22 protein-coding genes are annotated in these 24869 nt (G+C 52.0%); 4 read left to right on the forward strand and 18 right to left on the reverse strand.

The annotated features are described in order from the left end of the window. The 9 genes from M891_RS0117315 to M891_RS0117360 all read right to left on the reverse strand — a co-directional run. On the reverse strand, window positions 1-182 hold a 182-nt coding region (locus M891_RS0117315; protein ID WP_028539714.1), incomplete at its 3' end, for a transposase. Window positions 183-561: 379 nt separating this feature from the next. Continuing rightward, the gene (locus M891_RS0117325; RefSeq protein ID WP_028539715.1) at window positions 562-2724 is read right to left on the reverse strand and encodes a HelD family protein; all 2163 of its coding nucleotides are present in this window, start codon (window positions 2722-2724) and stop codon (window positions 562-564) included. A 149-nt stretch (window positions 2725-2873) separates the two neighbouring features. Continuing rightward, on the reverse strand, window positions 2874-3626 hold the full coding sequence (locus M891_RS0117330) for a tRNA threonylcarbamoyladenosine dehydratase (protein WP_016311170.1): 753 nt from the start codon (window positions 3624-3626) through the stop codon (window positions 2874-2876). A gap of 37 nt (window positions 3627-3663) precedes the next feature. Then, window positions 3664-5442, reverse strand: coding sequence for an aspartate--tRNA ligase (aspS, locus tag M891_RS0117335; protein ID WP_016311169.1), 1779 nt, complete (start codon window positions 5440-5442; stop codon window positions 3664-3666). 44 nt (window positions 5443-5486) lie between these two features. Next, a complete protein-coding gene (gene hisS / locus M891_RS0117340; RefSeq protein WP_028539716.1) occupies window positions 5487-6731 on the reverse strand; it encodes a histidine--tRNA ligase in 1245 nt (414 codons plus the stop codon). A gap of 652 nt (window positions 6732-7383) precedes the next feature. Beyond that, the gene (locus M891_RS0117345) at window positions 7384-7851 is read right to left on the reverse strand and encodes a hypothetical protein (RefSeq protein WP_028539717.1); all 468 of its coding nucleotides are present in this window, start codon (window positions 7849-7851) and stop codon (window positions 7384-7386) included. A 26-nt stretch (window positions 7852-7877) separates the two neighbouring features. Further along, window positions 7878-8045 (reverse strand): hypothetical protein, encoded by a 168-nt coding sequence (locus M891_RS25585; RefSeq protein WP_009224403.1) that lies wholly within the window; start codon window positions 8043-8045, stop codon window positions 7878-7880. Window positions 8046-8234: 189 nt separating this feature from the next. After that, window positions 8235-8687, reverse strand: a complete 453-nt coding sequence (dtd, locus tag M891_RS0117355) for a D-aminoacyl-tRNA deacylase (protein ID WP_028539718.1) — start codon at window positions 8685-8687, stop codon at window positions 8235-8237. Window positions 8688-8711: 24 nt separating this feature from the next. Further along, the gene (locus M891_RS0117360) at window positions 8712-10889 is read right to left on the reverse strand and encodes a RelA/SpoT family protein (protein ID WP_016311164.1); all 2178 of its coding nucleotides are present in this window, start codon (window positions 10887-10889) and stop codon (window positions 8712-8714) included. Window positions 10890-11205: 316 nt separating this feature from the next. Between M891_RS0117360 and uraA the strand changes: the two genes are divergently transcribed. After that, window positions 11206-12492, forward strand: a complete 1287-nt coding sequence (gene uraA, locus M891_RS0117370; protein WP_028539719.1) for a uracil permease — start codon at window positions 11206-11208, stop codon at window positions 12490-12492. Window positions 12493-12569: 77 nt separating this feature from the next. Here uraA and M891_RS0117375 read toward each other — a convergent pair whose 3' ends face one another. The 6 genes from M891_RS0117375 to M891_RS0117400 all read right to left on the reverse strand — a co-directional run bounded on the left by M891_RS0117375 (window position 12570) and on the right by M891_RS0117400 (window position 19169). Next, the gene (locus M891_RS0117375) at window positions 12570-13085 is read right to left on the reverse strand and encodes an adenine phosphoribosyltransferase (RefSeq protein WP_028539720.1); all 516 of its coding nucleotides are present in this window, start codon (window positions 13083-13085) and stop codon (window positions 12570-12572) included. A gap of 59 nt (window positions 13086-13144) precedes the next feature. Next, on the reverse strand, window positions 13145-15550 hold the full coding sequence (gene recJ, locus M891_RS0117380) for a single-stranded-DNA-specific exonuclease RecJ (RefSeq protein WP_028539721.1): 2406 nt from the start codon (window positions 15548-15550) through the stop codon (window positions 13145-13147). Between the two features lie 38 nt (window positions 15551-15588). Continuing rightward, entirely contained in the window at window positions 15589-16539 is a 951-nt protein-coding gene (locus M891_RS0117385) for a cation diffusion facilitator family transporter (RefSeq protein WP_028539722.1), read from the reverse strand. 113 nt (window positions 16540-16652) lie between these two features. Next, window positions 16653-17549: a protein translocase subunit SecF gene (secF, locus tag M891_RS0117390; protein ID WP_036700848.1), complete on the reverse strand. Its 897-nt coding sequence runs from the start codon at window positions 17547-17549 to the stop codon at window positions 16653-16655. Further along, complete coding sequence (gene secD / locus M891_RS0117395; protein WP_028539724.1) at window positions 17539-18792, reverse strand: protein translocase subunit SecD; 1254 nt, start codon at window positions 18790-18792, stop codon at window positions 17539-17541. The genes secF and secD overlap by 11 nt, the downstream gene beginning before the upstream one ends. A 119-nt stretch (window positions 18793-18911) precedes the next feature. After that, window positions 18912-19169 carry a post-transcriptional regulator gene (locus M891_RS0117400; protein ID WP_016311156.1) on the reverse strand — a complete coding sequence of 86 codons (258 nt, stop codon included), beginning with the start codon at window positions 19167-19169 and terminating at the stop codon, window positions 18912-18914. Window positions 19170-19412: 243 nt separating this feature from the next. On the opposite strand from M891_RS0117400, the gene M891_RS0117405 reads away from it, so the two are divergent. After that, on the forward strand, window positions 19413-21029 hold the full coding sequence (locus M891_RS0117405; protein ID WP_028539725.1) for a putative polysaccharide biosynthesis protein: 1617 nt from the start codon (window positions 19413-19415) through the stop codon (window positions 21027-21029). Between the two features lie 6 nt (window positions 21030-21035). Here M891_RS0117405 and M891_RS0117410 read toward each other — a convergent pair whose 3' ends face one another. Beyond that, the gene (locus M891_RS0117410) at window positions 21036-21707 is read right to left on the reverse strand and encodes a DUF421 domain-containing protein (protein ID WP_051417081.1); all 672 of its coding nucleotides are present in this window, start codon (window positions 21705-21707) and stop codon (window positions 21036-21038) included. Window positions 21708-21967: 260 nt separating this feature from the next. Between M891_RS0117410 and M891_RS0117415 the strand changes: the two genes are divergently transcribed. Together M891_RS0117415 and M891_RS24120 are read left to right on the forward strand one after the other, a co-directional pair. Next, complete coding sequence (locus M891_RS0117415; RefSeq protein WP_016311153.1) at window positions 21968-22360, forward strand: TIGR04086 family membrane protein; 393 nt, start codon at window positions 21968-21970, stop codon at window positions 22358-22360. Between the two features lie 83 nt (window positions 22361-22443). Then, window positions 22444-23301 (forward strand): phosphatase PAP2 family protein, encoded by an 858-nt coding sequence (locus M891_RS24120; protein ID WP_036700852.1) that lies wholly within the window; start codon window positions 22444-22446, stop codon window positions 23299-23301. Between the two features lie 78 nt (window positions 23302-23379). Here the strand turns inward: M891_RS24120 and yajC are convergent, their stop codons facing one another. Continuing rightward, on the reverse strand, window positions 23380-23688 hold the full coding sequence (gene yajC, locus M891_RS0117425) for a preprotein translocase subunit YajC (protein ID WP_016311151.1): 309 nt from the start codon (window positions 23686-23688) through the stop codon (window positions 23380-23382). A 38-nt stretch (window positions 23689-23726) separates the two neighbouring features. Then, complete coding sequence (tgt, locus tag M891_RS0117430) at window positions 23727-24866, reverse strand: tRNA guanosine(34) transglycosylase Tgt (protein WP_016311150.1); 1140 nt, start codon at window positions 24864-24866, stop codon at window positions 23727-23729. Window positions 24867-24869 lie beyond the last annotated feature (3 nt).

A 24869-nucleotide genomic window follows, 5' to 3' on the forward strand; every position in this document is an offset into this window, starting at 1 on the left:
GCTTTCAGTTGCCCACTGCCTGGAAAGGCCTGTGCGCCGTCTTTCTTGTATTCCGCCATCCAACGATACAGGGTGTTGTCGCTGATCCCCAGTTCGCGGGCGACCTGCGCCACCGCTTTCCCTTCTTCCTGGATCATCTGAATCGTTTGCAGTTTAAATTCTTTATCGTATTTTTTCGTCATGGTAGCACCTCGAATTTGGATAGATTCATTTTACCCGATTCTCGGTTCTCCATGTCTACTTTTTAGTCTAGCAGCATAATGATGCAAACGACAGTCCATGACACACTAATCCCATCCCCCACTTCTAACCCGCTTGACCACTCTCCCACACCACCCGCCACCTGAGCAAATGGGATAATGCCGAAAAAGACCTCCAAATGGAGGCTCCCCCACCCCCGCACCTAATTTAAATCCACTTGCACCCAATCTAAATCCACTTACTCTCTCCCATCCAACCACCATTCATCTGAGCGAGAGGGATAATGATGCAAAAGGGGACAAAAAAAGGAAGGGTGTGCCCCTCCCCAATACTCATTGACTATATCTCGACATGTACCTCTTATGCCTCTAGGTTCGTCCTGACGGCATAGTCTGTTGAACGATCGCCTGGGACGTAGTCCGGCAGTTCTTTGCCGTGCAGCAGCCACAGTTCGTGCAAGGCGCGGGTACAGCCGACGTACAGCAGTTTAGCATCTTTGGAACTGTAATGCGCCTTGTCCACGTCCGTCACGATCACCGCATCAAACTCCAGGCCCTTCGACAGGTACACCGGCAGCACTGAGATGCCCCCGTTGTATTGCGTCAGTTCCCCGGTGATCAGGTTAACTTCCAACTCACCTTGGCTTAATGCGGCATGCAGCTCCTCTGCTTCCCGCATCGTCCGGGTTAACACTGCCGCCGTGCGGAACGATCCGCCCAGCACCTTGTCCAATGCCTTGCGAATCAATGGCAGCCGCCGCTCGCCCTCCGCTTCGACCAGCCGCACCGGCTCCCCGCTGCGGAATACCGGAACCGCCAGCAATTCCGTACCTACGCCGCGTTCTAGGATATCGTTGGCGAATTGGATAATTTCCAACGTGGACCGGTAACTACGCGTTAACGCGAAATAAGCGGTTTCCTCCGGTCGGAACAGCACTTGCATCTCTTCCCAACTGCGCACACCTTTGTAGTAGTGGATCCCTTGGGACAAATCTCCGAGAATCGTAAAGGAATGCCCCTTCACAAAACGGTCCAGCACATACACCTGAAACGGCGTAAAATCCTGCGCCTCGTCAATCACCACATGGTCGAAGGTCAGATTGCCGTCAATTTCGTGAATTAAAGTATATAAATACAATAGGGCGGCCAAGTCCTCTTCCTTGATGATGTTTTTCTTTAAGCGCGCCTGCGTCTCCTTCCAGATACCCGGCGGTATCCGGTCTGAGACATCGGCCATGCCTTCCGTGCTGCCGCTTTTTCGTATGCCAAACATCTCCCGGTAGAGGTTAAGCGGCGTCAGCTCCGGCCATTTTTTTGCATAGCTTTTTTCCCGCAGCTGGGCTTTTTTCTTTCGTTCCTTTAGGGCCGCAGCCGATGGCGCCTTCTTCAGCTCCATCTCGATCCAACGATGGATCCGCGCCAGTACCCGCTCCTTGCGTCGGGCCACCGGGTAGTGGCGATATTCGCCTTCGAACCAGGCCAAGATCTTCTTACGCGGCAGCCGTGCACCTTCCCACGGTTCGAAATCGCCCTCAGGCACGCAGGCTGACTCAAGAGTGCTTGCCGACGCATCGATGATCTCTTTAAACGTCATCGCCCCCTTGAAGCGTCCTGGCAGCTCTGTATCCTGCCACGTTTCCGCCTCTGCCTCTCCGCCGTCAAACCAGCGGGACAACGCCTCCGAGCCATCGCTTGGGACCTCGTCCAATCCCAGCACTTTCGCTGCCCAATCGCTGAACGTGCTTTGTTGGATATCCCCCACCCCAAGCTCAGGCAGCACTTCGGATATATAATCGATAAACATAAGGTTAGGCGCAAAAATAACTAAACGTTCCGCCTTAATCTGTTCCTTATATTGATACAGCAAAAAAGCCAGCCGATGCAGCGCCACGGTCGTTTTCCCGCTGCCGGCTACGCCTTGAATAATCAGCGCCGTATTTTTCGCCGCCCGGATGATTCGGTCCTGTTCGGCCTGAATTGTCGAGACGATGTCCCGCAGGCGGTTGTCCTTGTTCTCTCCAAGCCGGTACACCAGGAACTCATCTGATACGGCCGGACCGTCGATGTCGCGGTTATACGTGTCCACCACCCGGTCGAGAATCCCCTTGCGGATCACAATGTTGCGCTTCAAGTACACCAAGCCTTCAATCAAGCCCTCAGGCGCTTCATACGAAGCATCGTCCCCGCCGGTAAATGAGTAGAACAAACTAGCGACCGGCGCGCGCCAATCGATGACAATCGGATCTTTGCCATCCGGGTCGCCTACACCGACCTTGCCGATGTATAGCGGCTTTCTTCTTCCTCTGCGCTCCTCAAAATCAAGTCGTCCAAAATATGGCTCTCGAATCGATTGCTCCAGCTGTTTCCGCTGGGTTTCCCGATTCTCCTCGAGAAGCTGTTCGGTAAAATCATGTCCGGTGTACACCGGAATCGAACGCAACCGATGCAGCTGCCGATCGATCTCTTCCAAGGTGCGGTCCAGCCGCGCCTTCTCTTCTTGATAGGCACTTTGAAAATCATTCATTTCAGTTACCTCCTAAGGTTATTGTGTACTCCAGACTCAAAAGGAGTTCTATTATACCACTACCTCAGGAGAAAAGGCGAACTTTCTCAAAAAAATAAGACGCTGGGAGACTTGTTTATCAAGTCTCATCCAGCGTCTTAGCTCCGGATTTACACACTAACGCCGCCGCGCTCTAGCAGTTCACGCACTGCTGCGCTGACCATAATTAGGCCGACCACCGGCGGCACAAACGAGTTGCTGGCCGGCGGCTGCTTGGCCTTACGGATTTTAGCGCCAGCAGGCGCAATTTTCTCCGTAACGTCCTTGCGCGGGCGGACAGGCGGTTCAGTCGAGAAAACGACCTTAACGCCCTTCTTGATCCCGTCTTCCCGCAGCTTCGTGCGAATGACGCGAGCCATGGGGTCCATATGGGTTTTCGAAATATCCGTGACCTGGAATTTCGTCGGGTCCATTTTGTTGGCCGCCCCCATGCTTGACAAGATCGGGATGCCCCGCTGCAAGCATTGCTTGATCAGGTGAATTTTGTACGTAATGGTATCCGAAGCATCAAGTACATAATCAATATCGTACTTGAACAGTTCTTCGTAAGTCTCTTCCGTGTAGAACATATTCAGCGCGATCGCATCGCACTCCGGGTTAATCAGCTTGATCCGGTCGCGCATGAGATCGGCCTTCTTCTGGCCGATCGTCGTCGTCAGCGCATGAATTTGCCGGTTAATGTTGGTGATATCGACGACATCCTTGTCGATCATAATAATCCGGCCGATTCCGGTTCTGGCCAGCCCTTCGACGGCCATCGCGCCTACGCCGCCGACACCAAGCACGGCAACCGTGCTGTTCTTGAGAATATCCAGACCCTCTGCCCCGATGGCAAGTTCTGTCCGCGAAAATTGATGAAGCATGGTCAGTGTACCTCCGTTAGGTTGACATCTTAACCGATTATTTCTTTACTTCTGCCAGTTTGGGAGCCAGCTTGATGTGCAGCTGATCCAGCTGCGATCCGTCGACTTCGGATGGCGAGTTCATTAGTAAGTCCGTTGCGCTCGCGGTTTTCGGGAAAGCGATGGTTTCACGCAGGTTGGAACGGCCAGCCAGCAGCATAACCAGACGGTCGAAGCCGAAGGCGATCCCGCCGTGAGGAGGCGTACCGTATTCGAACGCATCCATCAGGTAGCCGAATTTATCTTGAGCTTCTTCCGGCGACAAGCCGATCGCCTTGAACATCTTCTCTTGTACGTCGCGTTTGTAGATCCGCATCGAACCGCCGCCAACTTCATAACCGTTCAGCACGAGATCATATGCTTGCGCGAGGATTTTACCCGGATCGGTGTCAAACAGCGGCAGATCCTCGTCGCGCGGACGAGTGAATGGATGGTGCTCAGCGACATAGCGTTTTTGCTCTTCATCCCAGCCAAGCAGCGGGAAGTCTACAACCCATGCAAATTTATACACGCTGTCGTCGATCAGACCAAGATCGCGGCCGATTTTCAGACGCAATGCGCCGAGGACGTCGGCAACAACCTTTTTGTTATCGGCGGAGAACAGGAGCAGGTCGCCTTCTTCGGCACCGGTGCGTTCCTTGATCGCTTCGATCTCTTGTTCCGTAAAGAACTTCACAATCGGACCGCGGAACTCGCCTTCCTTCACTTGAATCCAGGCCAGACCTTTGGCTCCGTAACGGGCTGCATACGGTCCAAGATCGTCGATGTCCTTACGACTCCAAGTCCCGCAGCCTTTAGCGTTCAGTACTTTGACTTCCCCGCCCTTTTCAATGACAGAAGAAAATACTTTAACGCCGCTATTGGCCACAAGATCGCTGACGTTCACCAGTTCTAAACCGAAACGGAGGTCCGGTTTGTCCGAACCGTACTTATCCATCGCGTCAGCATAGCTAATGCGTTGGAATGGCGTTGGAATGTCAATGCCTTTCGTTTCTTTGAACAGGCGTACGATCAGCTTCTCCATCATCTCGAGCAGCTCGTCGCGCGAGAGGAACGAAGTCTCGATGTCGACCTGGGTAAACTCCGGTTGACGGTCAGCGCGCAAATCCTCATCGCGGAAGCAGCGGGCGATTTGATAGTAACGCTCGATACCGCTGACCATGAGCAGCTGCTTGTACAGCTGAGGCGATTGCGGCAGTGCGAAAAATTCACCTGGATGCACGCGGCTTGGCACAAGATAATCGCGTGCCCCTTCCGGCGAGCTCTTGGTCAAGATCGGGGTTTCTACCTCGATAAAACCTTCACCGTCAAGGAAATCGCGGAATACCTTCGCCGCTTTAGAGCGCAACCACAACGTTTGCTGCATTTCCGGACGGCGTAGGTCGAGATAACGATATTTCAAGCGCAGCGATTCATCCACTTCGATGCCGTCTTCAATGAAGAACGGCGGCGTCTTCGCTGCGTTCAACACATCGATTTCAGTAATTTGTACTTCGATATCGCCGGTTGGCAAATTCGGATTGACCGTTTCAGGATCACGGGCTACCACTTTCCCGGTAACGGCCAGCACGTATTCGCTGCGCACGCGGTCGGCAATTTTCAGCGCTTCACCGGAATAAGCCGGGTTAAACACGATTTGCACAATACCGCTGCGGTCGCGCAGATCGATGAACAGCACGCCCCCCAAGTCACGGCGGGTCTGTACCCAGCCGTTTAATGTAACGGTTTCTCCGATGTTCGCGGTGCTCAGCGTACCGCAATGATGCGTTCGTTTCATCGTAACTCCCCTTTTCTTCGCGTTATGTTTTTTATTTGTTTAGGTTATTGCAACTCATTTACCAATTCGCTTAACTTCACCGTGCGCTGCTCACCGCTGTCCATCGACTTTAGCGCAATTTCCCCGCGCTGCAGTTCATCGTCACCGAGAATGGCCGTGTAGCGTGCCTGCATCCGGTCGGCGGACTTCATCTGCGCCTTCATCTTCCGGCCCAGATAATCGCGTTCCGCAGAGAATCCTGCTTGCCGCAGCTTAAACAGCTGAGTCGTAATCTCCTTCTCCGCTGCTTCGCCAAGGGCGATCAGATACACGTCCAGCGGCTTGACGGCGCCGAGCTCGATCTCTTGCTTTTCCAAAATCAGCGCAATCCGTTCAAGCCCCATCCCGAAGCCGATGCCCGGTTGGTCAGGACCGCCCACTTCCGCCACCAGCCCGTTATACCGGCCGCCGCCGCCAATCGTGTCGATGGCGCCGATGCCTTGGGCTTTATACTCAAAAGCGGTGTGCGTATAGTAGTCCAAGCCGCGAACAAGGCGAGGATTGATTTCATAATCAATCTCCATCGCGCTCAGCAGCTCCTGAACCTTCGCAAAATGCGTAGTGCATTCCTCATCCAAACTATCCAGAATTGACGGAGCCCCATCAAATTTGTCCTGGTCCGTCTTACAGTCCAACACACGCAGCGGATTACGTTCAATCCGAGCTTGGCAGTCTTTGCACAAGCTGTCCTTCATCGGCAGCAGGAACGCCAGCAGCTTCTCGCGGTAAGCCGCGCGGCTGGACGGATTGCCAACGGAGTTAATCTCCACCTTCACCCCTTGAAGACCCAGCTCCCGGCAAAACTGATATCCTAGTGCCACAACTTCGGCATCGATCGCCGGATCGATTGCTCCAAACGCCTCCACCCCAAACTGATGGAACTGGCGTTGACGTCCTGCTTGCGGGCGCTCATAGCGGAACATCGGCCCGATGTAATACAGCTTGCTGACGTCCGGTTCGCCGTACATCTTGTTCTCCACATAGGAACGAACAACCCCAGCCGTCCCTTCTGGACGCAGCGTCATGCTGCGATCCCCTTTATCCAGGAACGTATACATTTCCTTCTCGACGATATCCGTCGTCTCCCCAACGCCCCGTTCAAACAGCGAGGTTTGTTCAAAGATCGGGGTCCGAATTTCCCGGTAATTAAAACGCCGGCACAAGTCTCTGGCCTTCTCCTCAATAAACTGCCATTTCTCGACGGTTCCTGGCAAAATATCCTGCGTGCCCGTCGGTTTCTGAAAAGCCATATTGTTCATCCTCCATCTCAGACTCGTAAGCCAATATAAAAAATCTCCCGTTCCTGTTTGATTCAAACAGGGACGAGAGATCGTTACGCAATCACCCGTGGTGCCACCCACATTCCGAATGTCGACGCTTCAAAGCTGCTCTTATTCAGCCTCCCAGCATCTCAATTCGCTTCAAGCGGTTATCGCCCGCCTACGCCGCACGTCTACTCTCGAAGGGAAGCCATTAGCCACCTTTGATTTCGCCGCCGGTTCTCGGGGAAGTCTTTCGTCTAATCATCATCAGAATCCTTCCAGCCTGCTTCACCACACGCCTAACGAATACGATTGATCCGTCTGCTGCAACGAAGTCGGGGATTCCTCTCTGTGGGTGTGGGGTTAAACTACTTTGTCCCGTCATCGAATACCTATTCGTTTTCATTCACGCCATAGACGTGACATCAACTGTTATTTTTAGATTGTATGAAACCACCGCACTAAAGTCAAGCCCGAGACGCGAAAAATGTCTACACAAAGAAAAAAACCTGTCACCAACGGGGTGCAGGTCCAAAAGGTATTATATTAAAAAGGGGGTCATGCCGTTATTATAAACAAGCAATGTTAAGGGAACATGTATCTAATATTACAGTTATATTACAAGAACCCTTATCCCCGGCTATTCCGTTACAACATAGCCCCCATGCTCGCGTAATTTTCGCACGACCGTCTCATAATCGCTGTCCTTCACTTTTGCACTAAGAACATATTTCCAACCCTGCGGCTCGTCACCCGTTGTGATGGGAGGTTTCGATGTGATCAGTTGCTCTCCGTCTCCCATCGCTTGGCTGCGTTCACCATCTAACGTATCGCCGGTACCGTCTTCTCCCAAAGCTACCACGGGCAGCACGCTCTGCACGCCGCGTACCATACCGGGTACAGGGACAACTCCCGGGTTGTTTGCACCTGATGCGCTGATCACCCCGTTATTTAGAGGCAATAACGTAACTTGAAACTCATCGTCTTCGCCCCATTCATTCGACACATTTCCTGCTTCAACCGCATTCGTGTTGTAAGCCCGCAGGGTGATACGTGCACCTTCTACTTGATCTTCTGTATTAAAATAGGCCTGAATATGTCTGGCCATAACCGATTCCTCCTTCATTCTCAGCATCAACTTCCGGGTCGAGGGAGCCATTCGGCAGAGGGCCGGGTCTCCTGCATCATCGGTTCAAATCGCTCCGGTTCGGCCAGCCGGGCCGTCATCCGGGCTTCGCTGCGGTGTCCCGCCGTCATGAGCGGAGAGGATTGCCAGTCTCTCGATTTCGCGGATTGGTGCATGTGAGCACCTCCTTTGGTCGTCAAGCTCTTTATCACAAGGTTGTACCAAAATCGGTCCGCTTATCCTATAGAACCCGAAATCTTGCGTGAAAATGGAGGAAATTTGTCCATATCGTCCCGTTCCGTTAACGCAAAAAAGGGGCAAGACGCAAAATTACTACGTCTTGCCCCGCTCTCAAATCCTTGCAGTTACCCCTCGCTACTAGGGCTGTCCACAATTAAGGTCACCGGACCCCAATTCGTCAATTGTACGTCCATATCGGCACCAAACACGCCGGTTTCGACCGTCAACCCTTTCGCCCGAAGCAGCTCGTTAAACCGCTCATACAACGGTTCCGCCGTTTCCGGCCGGGCTGCTGCCATGAAGTTAGGCCGTTTGCCTTTGCGGCAATCCCCATACAACGTAAACTGGGAGACCGACAAAATCGCCCCGCCGATCTCCGTAACCGCCAGGTTCATCTTGCCTGCTTCATCTTCAAATATCCGTAAGCCGGAGATCTTCTCCGCCAAATAGGCGGCATCCTGCTCGGTATCCTCATGCGTCACGCCAACCAACAGCATGAGCCCAGGGCCAATCGCCCCGACCGTCTCTCCCGCTACGACCACGCGCGCCTCTCGGCAACGTTGCATAACCACTCTCATCTTGGTTTGAATCCTTTCCTATCGCTACTGCATAATCCGGTGGACCGTATATACATCCTTCACCCGTTTGATCTTCTCCACAACGGATTGCAGATGATCGGTATTCCGAATCAGAATCGTCATGTGCACCAAAGCCATCTTGTTCTTATCTGACCGCCCGGAGACGGCCGAAATATTCGTTTTGCTTTCCGACACGGCCTGCAGCACTTCATTTAAGAAGTTACGACGATCGTGACCGGTAATTTCGATATCGACACTGTAATTCGCCTCGATCGAATCTTCCCATTCCACGTCGATCACGCGCGCTGCCTCTTCGCCTTCACCACCGCTCGGGATATTCGGACAGTCGCTGCGATGCACGGATACGCCGCGGCCGCGGGTAATGTAACCCACGATCTCGTCGCCGGGCACCGGGTTACAGCATCTTGCAAACCGCACCAGCAGATTGTCGATCCCCTTTACAACGACGCCATTCGTTGGACGATGGCGACGTTCTTCCGGCGCTTTTACTTCTTTGACCTCTGTGGTCAATTCGATATTCCCGGCCGCTTCCTCTTGCTCTTTGCGCAGCTTTTCGGTCAGCTTCGTCACGACCTGGGAAGCCGTGATCCCGCCGAACCCAATCGCCGACAACATATCGTCGATGTCGTTGAAGGCATACTTCTTCGCCGCCTCCAACAGCTTGTCGTCGCTCATCCACAAGGACGGCTCAAGCCCGGCCCGCTTCAGCTCGCGTTCGATCGCTTCGCGTCCTTTTTCCACGTTCTCTTCGCGTTTTTCCTTCTTGAACCATTGCTTGATCTTGCTGCGAGCATGGGAGGATTGCGCGATTTTGAGCCAATCCTGACTTGGTCCATACGAGTGCTTGGACGTTAAAATCTCCACGATGTCCCCGGTTTTCAACCGATGATCCAGCGGGACGATCCGTCCGTTCACCTTGGCCCCAATCGTCCGATTCCCTACTTCCGTATGGATACGGTACGCGAAGTCCAACGGCACGGAGCCGGCCGGCAGCTCTATGACTTCCCCGGACGGTGTGAACACAAACACCAGGTCCGAGAAGAAGTCCATTTTCAGCGATTCTACGAATTCAGAAGCATCCTTGGCTTCATGTTGAAGCTCGAGGATTTCGTTAAAGAACGTAATTTTGTTCTCGAGACCACCTGTTCCTGCACCTTCTTTGTAAGCCCAGTGCGCGGCGATCCCGTATTCTGCCGTGCGATGCATTTCCCAGGTGCGGATTTGAACCTCTGTAGGTTCCCCGTTCGGCCCGACGACCGTCGTATGCAACGACTGGTACATATTCGCCTTCGGCATCGCGATATAGTCCTTAAACCGCCCTGGCATCGGCTTCCATAACGTATGGATAATGCCCAGGGTCGCATAACAATCCTTGATATTGTCCACGATGATACGGATGGCCAGCAGATCGTAAATTTCGTTAAACTGCTTGTTCTTCATCGTCATTTTCTTATACACGCTGTAAATATGCTTGGGTCGCCCCGACAAATCTGCTTGGATGCCCATTTCGTCCAGCTTCTCGGCGATGCGGGCGATGACGTTCTTGATATATTCTTCGCGCTCTGCCCGTTTCTTGCGCATCAAGTTGGCGATCCGGTAATATTGCTGCGGATTCAAGTACCGCAGGGCAATATCCTCCATTTCCCATTTGATGGCGGAGATCCCGAGACGATTGGCGATCGGACAGAAGATTTCCAGCGTTTCATAGGCAATCCGCCGCTGACTCTCCTCCGACTGATATTTCAACGTCCGCATGTTATGCAGCCGGTCCGCCAATTTGATGACGATGACGCGGATATCTTGTGCCATCGCAATGAACATTTTACGGTAGTTCTCGTTCTGCTGCTCTTCTTTGGATTGGAATTTGATCCGCTCCAGCTTGGTTAAGCCGTCAACGAGCAATGCACAATCACTGCCGAAATGCTCCTGTATCTCCTTTAAGGACACTGTTGTGTCTTCCACCACATCATGAAGCAGGGCCGCAATGACCGATAGCGCATCCATTTGCATGCTCACAACGATATCCGCTACGGCCAAAGGATGTAGAATATAAGGTTCTCCGGATTTGCGAACCTGTCCGTGATGGGCTTGATCCGCAAACTCGTACGCTTCCCGAATCCGCTTCAGATCCGGTTCCTTTATATAGGCAGACGCCTTTTCGAGTAATTGCTCTATGCCCATTGAGATCCTGTTGATTCCTTTCTATATGAAAATATACTGAAAAAACGCATACAAGAGCATAATTCGCCTCATTTTGATTTCCTATAATTATGCCTCTTGCGTTCCCTCACGTCAACTCCAGGTATTGTCTTCGCTGCATGGACAGCACCTCAGCAGGATGAACCTGCCTTAGGAGGGGATACCGACCAATCGATGAAGGGAATATTTGGGGGAGAAAGACAAATGTCAAGTATTTTTCTGTTGAAAATTGTCGCCAATGTCATTATCCTATTAGGGATAGTTATCTTATGAACGTATCTATAGAGGAGTGAACGCGTTGCAACGTGAAATTCAAGTGAATGAGAAAGTCCCGTTCGGACCGGGCGTGCTGTTAAGCCTGCAGCACTTATTTGCCATGTTCGGAAGCACGGTGCTGGTGCCAAATCTGTTTGGTGTTGACCCCGGCATGATTCTGCTGATGAACGGCATCGGTACCCTGTTGTACATCCTGATCTGTAAAGGGAAAATCCCAGCTTATCTGGGCTCCAGCTTTGCCTTTATCGCCCCAGTTTCAGCGGTTATCCAGAATCATACGGGAAATGGTTATGCGATGGCCCTCGGCGCGTTTATCGTCACCGGTGGAATCTTCGTTCTGGTCGCGCTGCTGATCAAATACGCCGGCACGAAGTGGATTGACGTCGTATTCCCGCCGGCTGCGATGGGGGCGATCGTTGCCCTGATCGGTTTGGAACTGATTCCGGTCGCTGCCAGCATGGCTGGATGGATCTCTGATGGATCGGAGGGCTGGACGCCAGATGGGACGGCCATCACCCTGTCGCTTGTAACATTAATTGTCACACTGCTTGGTGCCGTCTTGTTCCGCGGTTTTCCAAAAATCATCCATATCCTGATCGGGATCGTTGTAGGTTATGTACTTGCTTTAAGCATGGGTGTAGTTAACACCGCAGCGATCGAACAAGCGAAGTGGTTTACCCTGCCGACGGTCACGACCCCGCAATGGGATACCTCCGTTATCATCTCGATCGTGCCGGTTGCGCTGGTTGTCATCGTAGAGCATATCGGCCACCTGCTGGTAACTAGCAACATTGTGGGTAAGGACTTGTCCAAAGACCCGGGCTTGCACCGGTCGCTGATGGGGAACGGGATCTCCACGATTCTTTCCGGTTTTGTAGGTTCCACGCCGAACACGACTTACGGGGAGAACATCGGTGTCATGGCATTAACCCGCGTATTCTCCGTCTACGTCATCGGAGGTGCGGCGATCTTTGCCATTCTGCTCTCCTTCTCCGGGAAGTTCTCGGCAATTGTCGCGAATATTCCAGATCCGGTAATGGGCGGTGTATCCCTGCTGCTGTTTGGCGTTATCGCTGCTTCGGGCTTGCGGATCTTCGTCGAACAGAAGGTGGACTTCTCCAAGCCTACCAATATGCTGCTGACTACGGTTGTCCTGGTCATCGGCCTGAGCGGCACCCAACTGACCATGGGGAATGTCGCGCTGAAGGGGATGGCCTTGGCAACGATCGTTGGTATTCTGCTTAGTCTGTTCTTCAAGCTCATTCAAGTGCTGAAATTGAGCAACGATAACGAAGAAGCGGCCCATTAAGCTCACTCTTCTATACAAACTAGGGGCTGCTGCCATGTGATCCATGGCAGCAGCCCCTTTTTGTATGAGATCTATCCTTATTCGTATTGTACGAGGGAATAGACTTCAATTCCCGGCAGCTTCTTGCGGCCTTCCAATTCACTTAACTCAATCAGGAACGCAGTACCCACGACGTTACCTCCTAATTGGCGAACCAGATCCACCGAAGTCGAGATCGTTCCTCCTGTCGCCAGCAAGTCGTCGGCAATCAGCACGTTTTGCCCCGGTTTTACCGCATCGCTGTGCATCGCCAACCGGTCTTTGCCGTATTCCAGGTCGTATTCCACCTCAATCGTTTCGTAAGGCAGCTTCCCGCTCTTGCGGATCGGTACGAATCCAACGCCAAGCGCGTAAGCCAGCGGCGCACCTACAACGAAACCGCGGGCTTCAGGGCCGGCAATCAAATCGATCTTCAGATGAGATACCCGCTGCTTCAGTTCGTCGATCGCCTTGCGGTACATGTTCCCGTCATTCAGCAGCGTCGTAATATCCTTGAAGCTAATGCCCGGTTGCGGGAAGTCAGGAATCACCCGGATGTACTCTTTAAAATCCAAACCAATCTCCTCCTAGTTCAAATGCGTGCGAATCATTCTTAAGTTTCAAATCAAAACATTTATGAGGCTCCCTGAATATGGGTTAGCATCCATTCAGTAATTTCCGGCACCCGGCCGTACTGCAGCATCTGTTCGATTTCAGCCAGCAGTCCCAGCTCCCGGTAACGGCTTGACGTTTCCAAGGCCTGCTTGGAAGGAGACGGATGGATCCGAATCATCCCGGATGCCCGAATAATAAATCCTAGCTCCTCGAATACCCCAAGCGCCATCTCAACCATCCGCCTTGACCAACCGGTACGCTTCACTAACGCCGCTACCAGTTCTTCCTCTGGAAGCCCTTGGCTGGCCCCACGATAGATCAAGCTATACACGAGCTTGAAATGATCACGTGAGGGCGGCTCGATCCGCTCTTGAGGTGCACGCGGCGAATGCAGCATATAGATGCGCTCCAAACCGGTAAAAGCGGATACCATCCCGGTCCAGCTCTCCGGTGCATCCGGAAGCTCCAGGACAAACAAGGTCGACGCAGCGTGAAGCCCGGCGGTTTGCGCGAGCTCGTTCCCAGCACGCACGCCAACGTTCTTATCATATACCCAAATCGGGGTCTCCTTCAAATCAAGGGTATGGAAAAATGCGGAGCCTTCATTTACGACAACTGCCGACGCTCCTGAACCGCAGGCGGGCAGCTTATCCAGCTTCCGTCGAAGCTCTTCGAGCAGCTGTGAAGGATTCCGGGAGCCGCGGTAATCAAACACCTGCAGATGAGACACCGCCAAATCCTGGATCATCAGCTGCGGCTTACGCGAACCATTCCACTCGTTGACACTGGCTTCCGCAACGATATCGATGCGCGCTTCCTCTGACAGCAGCGGGGCCAATTCACCTTTGCCAAAAGCGACCGCTTCTACGGTTTTGCCGTTTTGGCCAAGTATCAGCTTCAAGTGCTTGCCTTCTTTGCCCATCTGACGGCATTCCAGCAGCTTCAGGCCGCGAAGCAACAGCCTGGGACAGCTGTTGGCCATGCCAAATGGAGCCAATTGCTGAAGTTGCTCGATTGCTTGCAGTGTAATGTCTTTTAAGGAGCAACTCAAATCGGTCTCCAACACCGGTACGAAATGCTCCGGCGTGAGCCGCCCAGCGGCAAATGCATTCAGCCTCCGGCCAAATTCCTCCAACCGCTCTCGGCTGAGAGACATCCCTGCAGCGGATGGGTGTCCGCCAAAGTGGTCCAGCAGGTCAGCGCAATCGGTTAATGCTTCATAAATATCAAAGCCGGGAATCGAGCGGGCAGAGCCTTTACATTCGCCGGTCTCCGGATTTATTCCAAGCACGATCGTCGGGCGATAATACCGTTCTAGCAATTTAGAGGCGACGATCCCTACAACGCCTGCATTCCAGCCTTCGCCAGCCACCACGATGACATCAGGCAGCCCTTCTGACTGCTCCTGGCTTTCCAACTGCTGCAGCGCCTCCTGCACCATATCCTCCACCAGCATTTGGCGCTCCTTGTTTAGCACATCCAGCTCCTCGGCGATCGCCTCGGCTTCTTCCATGTCCTCCGCTGTCAACAAGGCAACGGCACGGTTGGCGTGGCTCATACGGCCGCTGGCATTAATCCGCGGTGCCAGTCCGAAGGCCACCGCCGTTGAAGTCACCTCCCCGCTAGACCAGCCGGAAGTTCCAAGCAATGCCGTCATGCCTGGAAATGCCGAGCGCTCCATCGAGGCCAGACCAGACTTGACGATCATCCGGTTCTCTCCGGTCAGAGGCATCAGGTCGGCAATCGTCCCCAACGCAGCCAGCTCGGTCCATGCAACAGGGGTGTCCTTCCCCAAGAGTGCTTGGGCCAGCTTGTACGCCACCCCAACCCCGGCCAATCCTTTAAACGGATACGTGCAGTATGGCAGCTTGGGGTTAATTAGAGCATACGCTTCTGGTAAAACAGCCGGCGGTTCATGATGGTCAGTGACGATGACGTCCATCCCAACCGAATTGGCATAGGCCACCTGTTCAACGGCGCTGATCCCCGTATCCACCGTTACGATCAGCGTAAAGCCCTTCTTGTGATAATGCTCCAGCACTGGAATATGTAGTCCATATCCCTCTTTCGTTCGATGCGGGATGTAGAAGTCATATGTCGCACCGAGATGCCTCATCAGGTAGATCATTAGCGTCGTTGACGACACCCCATCGGCATCATAATCCCCATAAATCAAAATTCGCTCCCCGTTCTCCACCGCTAGGCGAATACGCGGAACGGCATCTTTCATGCCGCTGAGCAGCATCGGATCGTGTTGATCCGCAAGGGTTCCTCTTAAGAAGAGCTCTGCCTTCTCAGGGCTTTCCATCTCCCGCTTTACCAGCAATGACGCCAGCAAAGGGGAAATATTCAACTGGCCGGCCAGTCGACTGGCCGCCTCTTCGTCATAGGGAAGCTGTGTCCAGCGATATTTGGCATGAAGCAATAACGTCACCTTCTTTCTTCCTGTCGGTCAGGGCCAGCTTACTGCAGCAAGTTCGGCAAATCACTATCAGCATCGGTATTGCTCTTATAAGGATACCCCGCCTCGTAAGGCCCGACTTGGATTCGAACGTCAGTGACATGGGAGAAACGGTTGAGCAGCAGCATTTTGGCCCGGTTGGCGATATCGTTGGCTTCCATCACCGTAAGCTTAGGATTTACGCTAATCTTGGCGGTCACGGTCACATAATGTCCATTCTCCTGCGCTTTCAAATCGTCTACTGTAATTACGCCGTGCACCCGCTGAACCGTCTCGATGAAGGTCGACGCATCCTCTTCGCGTACCTCCGTACGAACTGGTCCATAGATGGAGCGTCTTACTAGCCGATAGACTTGAAGCATAACATGCAAAGCGACCAGAATTGCAGCAACTGGATCAAGATACGCTAGGACAGGCACCTCCCAGGCTTGCCCTGCCATCGCTCCAAACACACCCGCGAGAACAACTACAGATGAGAACAAGGCATGACGGTGTTTCTCAACGATCTGCTGCAACTCTTGATTAGACCTCCTGCGAGTCAGACGAAGCTTAACTTGAAACAACGTTTCGCGCAAAGCCATCGATAGGAGTACAGCTGCCAAAACAAAAGTCTCCGGTGGAGTAGCGTCGCCTTCAACCATGTCAGTGATGGCCGCAATCCACAGTTGCACGGTGCCCATCAGCAAAAAAACGGAGAAGAAAATCGCCGGCAACGGCTCAGGCGTCGCAAGGTTTGTGGAAGAACCGGCCAGCCGTATACGCCTTTTGCCCGGAACAGACAATCTTGCGGCCACGCCAACTGCAACATCGTAGGCGGCATATAATGCCCCGGCCAGCAAGGCAAGGCTGCTATACAGCAGCCCAACCGTCCCCAAAAACACGGCCAGGACAAGATCCCCAGCGATCCCGGGCCATGTAGCCGGTGCTGGAACTACAGCTTGTTCTCGTGTCATAATCCCCCTCCTGATGCACGTAAAAACGGACAAGTTACGAAAGCCGCGTCAGAAGACGCGGCTTTAGCTTAATTCACAAGTGAATGGGTGCTTCAATCAGACATTTCGGCCGTTCAGGAAGCTTTAGCCGGTTTATGCTTTTGCTTACTCTTGAGCAGGAACCAGAGCGGGCTTGCGATAAAGATGGACGAATACGCCCCGAACAACAGGCCGATGACCATCGCAAGCGAGAACATCCGGATTGACTCTCCGCCCAGAAGGAAGAGGAAGAAGGCCGCTACGAACACCGTTAACGCTGTGTACAAGGAACGCATGATCGTCTGCGATACGCTCAGGTTCACCAGATTGATCAGGTCCTGACGAGTTTTCGTTTTGGCAAATCGCAGATTTTCGCGAACCCGGTCAAAGATAACGATCGTATCATTAATTGAGTAACCGATAATCGTAAGTACAGCGACGATAAAGGTCAAGTCAACCTCAAGCCGGAAGATCGAGAAGACGGCAATGACCATAAAAGCATCGTGCAGCAACGCGATGATCGCCGCAACAGCAAACCGCCATTCAAATCGGATGCTAACGTAAATAATAATCCCGATACAGGAGATCAACACGGCATAAATCGCATTGCGGGCCAGTTCCTTGGCCATTTCCGGATCCACCGTATTTACTTCAAACGAAGCCCTGTCGTCTAATTTGGAAATTTCCGCTTTCAGCTTCGCGTCATTCTCTTCGCTTAATACTTGCGTGAACCGGATATTCATCCGGTCTTGTCCTGGACTGATGCTTGCTTCATCCTCTTCGATCCCCATATTTTTCAGGATCGGGCGAACTTGATCAGCCGTCAACGGCTTGGACAGAGAGATGTCCACATTCGACCCGGCTTTGAAATCTACGCTATAGTTCAAACCGAAGAACGCCAAGCAAATGATGCCGGCAATCGTCAAAACGATTGAAAGGGTGTAGAAGTATTTACTCAGATGTATATAATCTAGGTTCTTCTTAAAGCTCACGAATGTCACGCTCCTTCACACCGAAGTACTTCGGTTTCAACAGCTTGCCGGCTTTGAGCAGCAGGTTTAGCAGGAAACGGGCGAGATAGATATTCGTGGCGATACTCAGTACGATTTCCACGATGAGCACCAAGGCAAAGCCTTTAACGGCCCCCGTACCATACGCATACATAACGGCCGCAACGATAATCGTCGTAATCTGCGAATCAAGCACAGTACGAAGGGAATGCTTGTCCCCTGCTTTGACCGCAGACATGATACTTTTGCCGGCCCGTATTTCCTCATGAATCCGTTCATTGGTAATAATGTTGGCATCCACCGCCATACCAATCCCGAGAATAATCGCCGCAATCCCTGGAAGAGTTAACGTAAAGTCTGCCCATACGAACACCAAAATGAGCAGCCAGGTATGCACAATCAGGGTAAAAGAGGCAATCAGCCCGGGCACCCGGTACATCCCAACCATAAACAGCAAAATGAAAACAGAGCCAATCAAACCAGCTTCAATCGTCTGATTCAGCGATTGCTTACCAAGCGTTGCACCAACGCTTTGCGAATATTTCTCCGTCAGCTTCAACGGAAGCGCGCCAAGATTAATCTTATCGCGCAGTTCTTTCGCCTTCTCCAAATCGCCGCCCACACTGATTTGTGCAGAGCCGTCAGTCAATACGGCTTGAACGATCGGATCGGAGACCAGCTCATCGTTCATGTAAATTGCCAGGGGTTGTCCCAGCAAACGTTTGGTGACTTCAGCAAATTTTTCTTTGTTCTTCACTTTAATGCTGACAACGGGTTCATTCATCTGTGTGAACTCCAGCTTGGCACCATTTTCCGCGAAATCGGTTCCGATCATTTCGATCTTGTTGTACTCGTCTGCGTTCTTTTCCGTGCCGTCCTTACTGCGGAACGTCAGCGAAGCAGGCTCCTTCATTGTCTTGCGCACCGTTTCTTCATCGGTAACGCCGGCCACCTTCAAGCGGATCCGGTTCGTGCCTTCTGTTGTAACTTCCGGCTCGCTGGTCCCCAGCTTGTTCGCCCGGTCCTCCAGGCTCTTGGCCGTTTGGATTAAGGATTCCTTCGTGACCTGACCTCCGCCTTCCAGCGGACTGGCTTCATATAGAATCTCAAAGCCGCCTTTCAGATCAAGGCCGAGACGTACGTTCTTTAATAGGTCGGGGGTTGTCCAAGCCATGATGCCAAACGAGACAACCACGACGGTTATGAATGCGATAATTCTTTTCATCCCGTACTTCTTTCCCCTTTCAAATTCTCAATATTCCTATTATAGCGATGGCCGAAAAACCAGTCAATTTATCTAAATTTGTCAATTCGATAAACGATCGGCACGAAAAAAGATCCCATTTAATCCAAACGGGATCCCCGAAAGGCAGACATCGTCATATAGTTCATAAACTGGGTTGCTTTCAGAGAAAGAATGTCATTCACCAGTTGGTACAAGGGAGGGATTCCCCCCTTCTCGTATTTATGGCTGATACATTCCCAAATGTCAGGTCCGGTCACATGCTCGTACCCGATCAGCCGAAACTCCTCGGCCTTGCTGCGGCACAAGCTTTCGATTGCCTCATTTAATTGTTGGTCCGTCATTTGTTCTTCAGCCATACTTCCAGCCTCCTTCGAAAACCCGTCTTATTACATTCTACCCTAAATCTTCGAATCCTGCTTGCTCGAGTTGTTCGGTTTTCGAATCTTGCGAAAAAGACAAGTCATGAACCGGGACAGGTCTGTCATATCCATGAAGTGAGAGGTTGTACGCCTCGCTTACGAGTTTATAAGGCAGCAGATTTCTATCGAATTCGCGTATGTAGAAGTTACCAGAGTGCTGCCGGGGGAGTGGAGTTTCGATTGAATAAGCAAACCTTTATCCAAGGTACGATGATCCTGCTTGTGGCTGGGATCGTAAACCGCCTCCTGGGCTTCATTCCGCGCATCATGTTGCCCCGTGTGATCGGGGCCGAAGGCGTAGGGCTGTATCAGCTCGGTTATCCTTTTTTTCTCGTGATCGTAACAATTATTACCGGCGGCATACCGCTTGCTGTAGCCAAGCTGGTGGCTGAAGCCGAATCCTCGGGTCAACCGGGACGTTCGGTGTCGATTTTGCGGACAAGCTTGGTATTTACGACGGCAGCCGGCTTTCTGTTTACGTTCCTCTGCTTGTTTGGTGCGCCATGGGTGACCCGCTATATTCTGACCGACGCCCGTGTCTACCACACCTTTATCGCGATGAGCCCGATGATCATCATCGTCGCGGTCTCTTCGGTCTTCCGCGGATATTTCCAAGGGAAGCAGGATATGATTCCCTCGGCGGTGTCGTCCATCATGGAAACGGTCGCCCGGATCATCGGCGTCCTCTGGTTCTCCTATCTCATGCTCCCGCTGGGCATCGCCTATGCGGCTGCAGGAGCCATGCTTGGCGTTGTTGCCGGCGAGGTCGTTGGAATGGGGGTTCTCCTCTGGCAGTATCATCGGTTGAAGCGACGGGAGCGGCAGGGAGGCTCACCTCCCGGTGATCTCGCAGGAAGCCCTGACAGTGCTGTGAGCCCGAACAAGGACACCTCTGATTTCTCCGCCTATCCGTTCCGCGCCACCTTGCGCCGAGTTCTGCGCATCGCCATTCCGGTGACCGGCAGCCGCCTGGTCGGTTCGCTCTCCTACTTGCTGGAGTCGATTACGACAGCACGCAGCCTGGCTATCGCCGGCGTAGCCGTTGGCGTCGCAACCTCCCAATATGGAGCATTGCAAGGTATGATCATCCCGCTGTTACTGTTGCCAGGAGCGTTAACTTCATCACTCGCCGTCTCGCTTGTCCCTTCGCTGGCTGAAGCGCAAGCCCGCGGTGACATGAGGACGATCCACCTGCGGCTCCATCAATCCTTACGGCTGGCGCTGGTCACCGGCGCTCCGTTCGCCGCGATTATGTTCGTGTTGGCAGACCCGATCTGCCGCCTGGTGTACAACGATGCCACGATCGGAGGTATGCTCAAAATCATGGCCCCCTTCGCCCTCCTGCTGTATATCCAAACGCCGCTGCAGGCCACGCTGCAAGCGCTGGATAAGCCGGGGCGCGCACTGATCAACACGCTGGTTGGGGCCATCATCAAAATCACCTTAATCTTCTATCTCGCTTCGAACCCAACACTAGGAATCTACGGGGCCATCATCGCCATTATTATCAACTTTATTATCGTGACGGTTATGCATGCGGTTGGTGTATCAAAATCACTGCGGTATCGCATGCCTTACCTGGATATCCTCAAGGTTGGAGCAGCAATGATCATTATGGCCGCCGCCGCAGACTATTTATATAAAAACCTCATCCTAAGCTCGCAAATGGGCTGGCAGTTCTTGATGGCGGCCTCTCTATCCGGATTGCTGTATCTAGCTCTTGCTGCCATCATGGGATTGTTTGATCTCCATGACCTGAAACGGCTCCCTATCCTAGGTAAATGGTTCCGGAAGTAACGGAGGTCATTGTTTTTCGTCCATCGCATTGATATACAGCTTTCCATTATGATCGATACTGCAAAAGAACACCTGCTTGAAATCCATTAAACCCTTCATTTGGATCTGATTTTTCAACCAAAAGCGGGTCTTCCCGATTTTACGCAAGTTCTCGTCGTTCACCTTGCCATCCATAATGAGCGGCAGCGGAAGAGCTTCATACTTGATTTTGGCAGAGAGGTCAGCATCCTTCTTCTTGGAAGGTTGCCCTCCCCCTCCTCCAGATTTTTCTTTAGGAATCACACTCAGCTGCCCGCTCGTTTCCAGCACGGCAAACTCGACATCGGCTACGCTGTCGATTTGCTGCGAACGCAGCTGCATCATTAAGTCATCTAAGTTGTAACGCTGACGTTTCATTTCTTTTCGGTTGATTTGCCCGTTTTGAATGATGACACTAGGTTCGCCGTCAAACCACAGCCTTAACTTCCGGAATCGAAGCGACAGCATGGCGATAACGATCTGAATCAATAGCAGGGTCAACATCGGTATGACTCCGTCATAGAGCGGTCGCTCTATATCTTCCAAGGCAAAAACGGCGATCTCTGCGATCATAATCGAGATGACCAAATCGAAGATTGACAGCTCGCCGATTTCTCTTTTTCCCATGATCCGCATGACTCCGAATACCAAAAAATACATCAGGACGGTTCGGAAAACATGGTTTGCCACATGCTCGACCACGCCAATCCCTCCTTCAGGTTACAAGTTCGCACAAAACATGGTATTGGTATTCTGACCGCCGACCTCCCGTTCCATGCGAAAGAGATCCGGTTAAAATCCGGGAGGTTTACATGAATCTTCCTCACTCAATTAGGCCAAGTTGGTCTATCCGAGTTAGCTTGACCATAAAATGTGGTAAAACGTCTGTCGAAGACATGAAAAACAGGAGGCTGACCACAATGCATTTGATCCGCCGAATTTTCGGGATGCGTATGTCCCAGCCCACCGTTGCCGGGTTGTGGTATGGATTTTTATGGATGATGATCGGCGCATTGATTCTCTCTTTATTGTTACAAGGTGAAATGGTTGAAGAGTTGGAACTGTCGATGTACACGTATCTGGTGCATGCCGTTGCCGTCTTGTTCGCGGGGATTGTCTCCGGCAAACGTGCCAAACAGAAAGGATGGTATCAAGGCGCATTAACCGGAGCATTGTATGTGCTCATCTTGCTGTTGATCAGCTTCTTGGCTCTGGATACATCACTAGGGCTCCGGGAATGGGCATATATCCTGCCTGGGTTTGTCATCGGTGCTATCGGCGGCATGATTGGCGTAAATCTTGGCCGCAAGTAACTATAGTTTTACGAACGGCCTCCATTCATGGTAAGTTGGACTTAAGTCTATCGACATCATCATGAGGAGGTCGTTCTTGCACGATGTATCATTCCATGTCCGGCATTTCATGGCTAACCGGGATTTCCGTCATCATCATCGTCTGGGTAAACACGCTTCGCTCGCCGTGGCATGCCGTTACTTCTTTTTTTGAACAATTGATTAAATCCAAACATTTGCTTTGGCTTCTGCTGCTCACGGTAGGCGTATTGCTGATCAATAAGTTTGAACTAATCCTAGAAGATCATCTTCCCTTTCATCACGATTTCACGCCGTGGGTATATCGTATGGAGGGACATTTCGTTTCAACGTTTCAAAGTCTGTTTCATTCAACGACTGTAACTGCCATCTTGGCTTTCTTTTATTTGGTCATCCTGCAGGCATTAATTCTTGCATCGCTCGGGATCTATGCTTCCGATGATCGTCTGCCGTTTCTGTATGCCACTTGTTGCACCGTGATCCTCAATTATTTGGCAGCGATCCCGTTTTATTTACTGTTCCCGGTGAATGAAGTATGGTCTTATCCTCCCTCGGGAGCTGATTTTTATATGCTGGAGGTTTTCCCCAACTTCGAACAGGTGTATCGCCCCTTGTCCGGTCTGGATAACTGCTTTCCTAGCCTGCACACCTCGGTCTCCGTCTCGATGGCAATATTGGCGATTCGTTCAGGAAACCGGCGCTGGGGCTGGTTTGCTTCCCTTTGTTCCTTGATTATCGTGTTATCTATCTTTTATATGGGGATTCATTGGTTCACAGATATGCTTGGGGGGCTGGTACTGGCTGTTTTGGCTTCCACCCTCGGCCTTGTTTGGGGCAACCGTTTAGCGAATTCCACGCGATTTGGCAACCTTAAGCCGCATCAGTCCATCACTAAAACGTCTATCGACGTACATTCCAAGTAAAACTGACCGCGGTTAGCGACCATAAAAAAAAAGAGCCTGCAACAGGCTCTTTCTTATTGTGTTTGTCTGCTTATGAGATTAACCTTCCGACTCTTTAATGGTGTGGCTGATCGCGCTGCGATCAAACGTCAGCTTGGTGACGTCATTCACGCGAAGCACGACCGTATCGTCAGTCAGCTCCATAATCGTTCCATGCAATCCGCCAATCGTAACGATCTTATCGCCTTTCTTCAAAGCGCTCAGCATCGAGTTCCGTTGCTGTTGCTTCTTCTTCTGCGGACGAATCAATAAAAAGTAGAAAACGGCGATCATAATAACAAACGGAATGATCATGGAGATTAGCGGATTACCTCCAGATGTTTGTTGCGCGGCATACTGAAAGAACATGTGATTTCCCCCTTTCCAACATCAAACTGAAACTTTGCTTAAAATCCTTTGTCATTGCCAAACAGACCGTACTGCTCAAAAAATTCATCCCGGAAACTCAACAACCGATCTTCCATAATCGCTTGACGCACTTTACCCATCAAATTGATGAGGAAATGCAGATTATGGTATGTAGTTAATCGCAGCCCAAACGTCTCATCGGCTTTGATCAGGTGGCGGAGATACGCCCTGGAGTAATTTCGGCAGGTATAGCAGTCACACTCGGGATCCAGCGGTCCGAAATCGTTGGCATACTGAGCATTGCGTACGACTAAACGGCCTTGGCTGGTCATCGTCGTTCCGTTACGCGCAATCCGTGTCGGCAACACGCAATCGAACATGTCGATGCCGCGAATCGCTCCTTCAATTAAAGCATCCGGAGACCCGACGCCCATCAAATAACGGGGCTTGTCTGCCGGCAGCAGCGGAACGGTATATTCCAGCACCTCGTACATGAGCGGCTTAGGCTCGCCTACACTCAGTCCACCAATAGCATACCCCGGAAAATCTAGGGAAGTCAAATCACGAGCGCTTTGCTTGCGCAGGTCCTCGTACATGCCGCCTTGAACGATGGCAAACAACCCTTGATCCTGTGGACGAGCATGGCTCTTCAAGCAGCGTTCCGCCCAGCGGGTCGTACGCTCCAGCGAATTTTTCACATATTCATAATCCGCCGGATACGGCGGGCATTCATCAAACGCCATCATAATGTCCGAGCCGAGTGCGTTTTGAATTTCCATAGCAACTTCCGGAGACAGGAATAGTTTGTCACCATTCAGGTGGGAGCGGAAATGCACGCCTTCCTCCGTGATTTTGCGCATTTCACTCAGCGAGAACACTTGAAACCCGCCGCTGTCTGTCAAAATCGCACGATCCCAATTCATAAATTTATGCAGTCCGCCTGCCTCACGAATAATCTCATGTCCCGGACGCAGGAAGAGATGGTACGTGTTACTTAAGATGATCTTCGCATCCATCTCCTTCAGTTCTTCCGGACTCATCGTTTTTACCGTTGCCTGCGTACCCACCGGCATAAAGATCGGGGTCTCGAACGAGCCGTGCGGAGTATGCACGCGCCCTAACCGGGCTCCGGACTGCTTGCAGGTTTTGATATGTTCATACGTAATTGCTGCTGCCAATCT

The organism is Paenibacillus sp. J14 (genome assembly GCF_000518465.1).
In the GTDB taxonomy this organism is placed as follows: domain Bacteria; phylum Bacillota; class Bacilli; order Paenibacillales; family Paenibacillaceae; genus Fontibacillus; species Fontibacillus barengoltzii.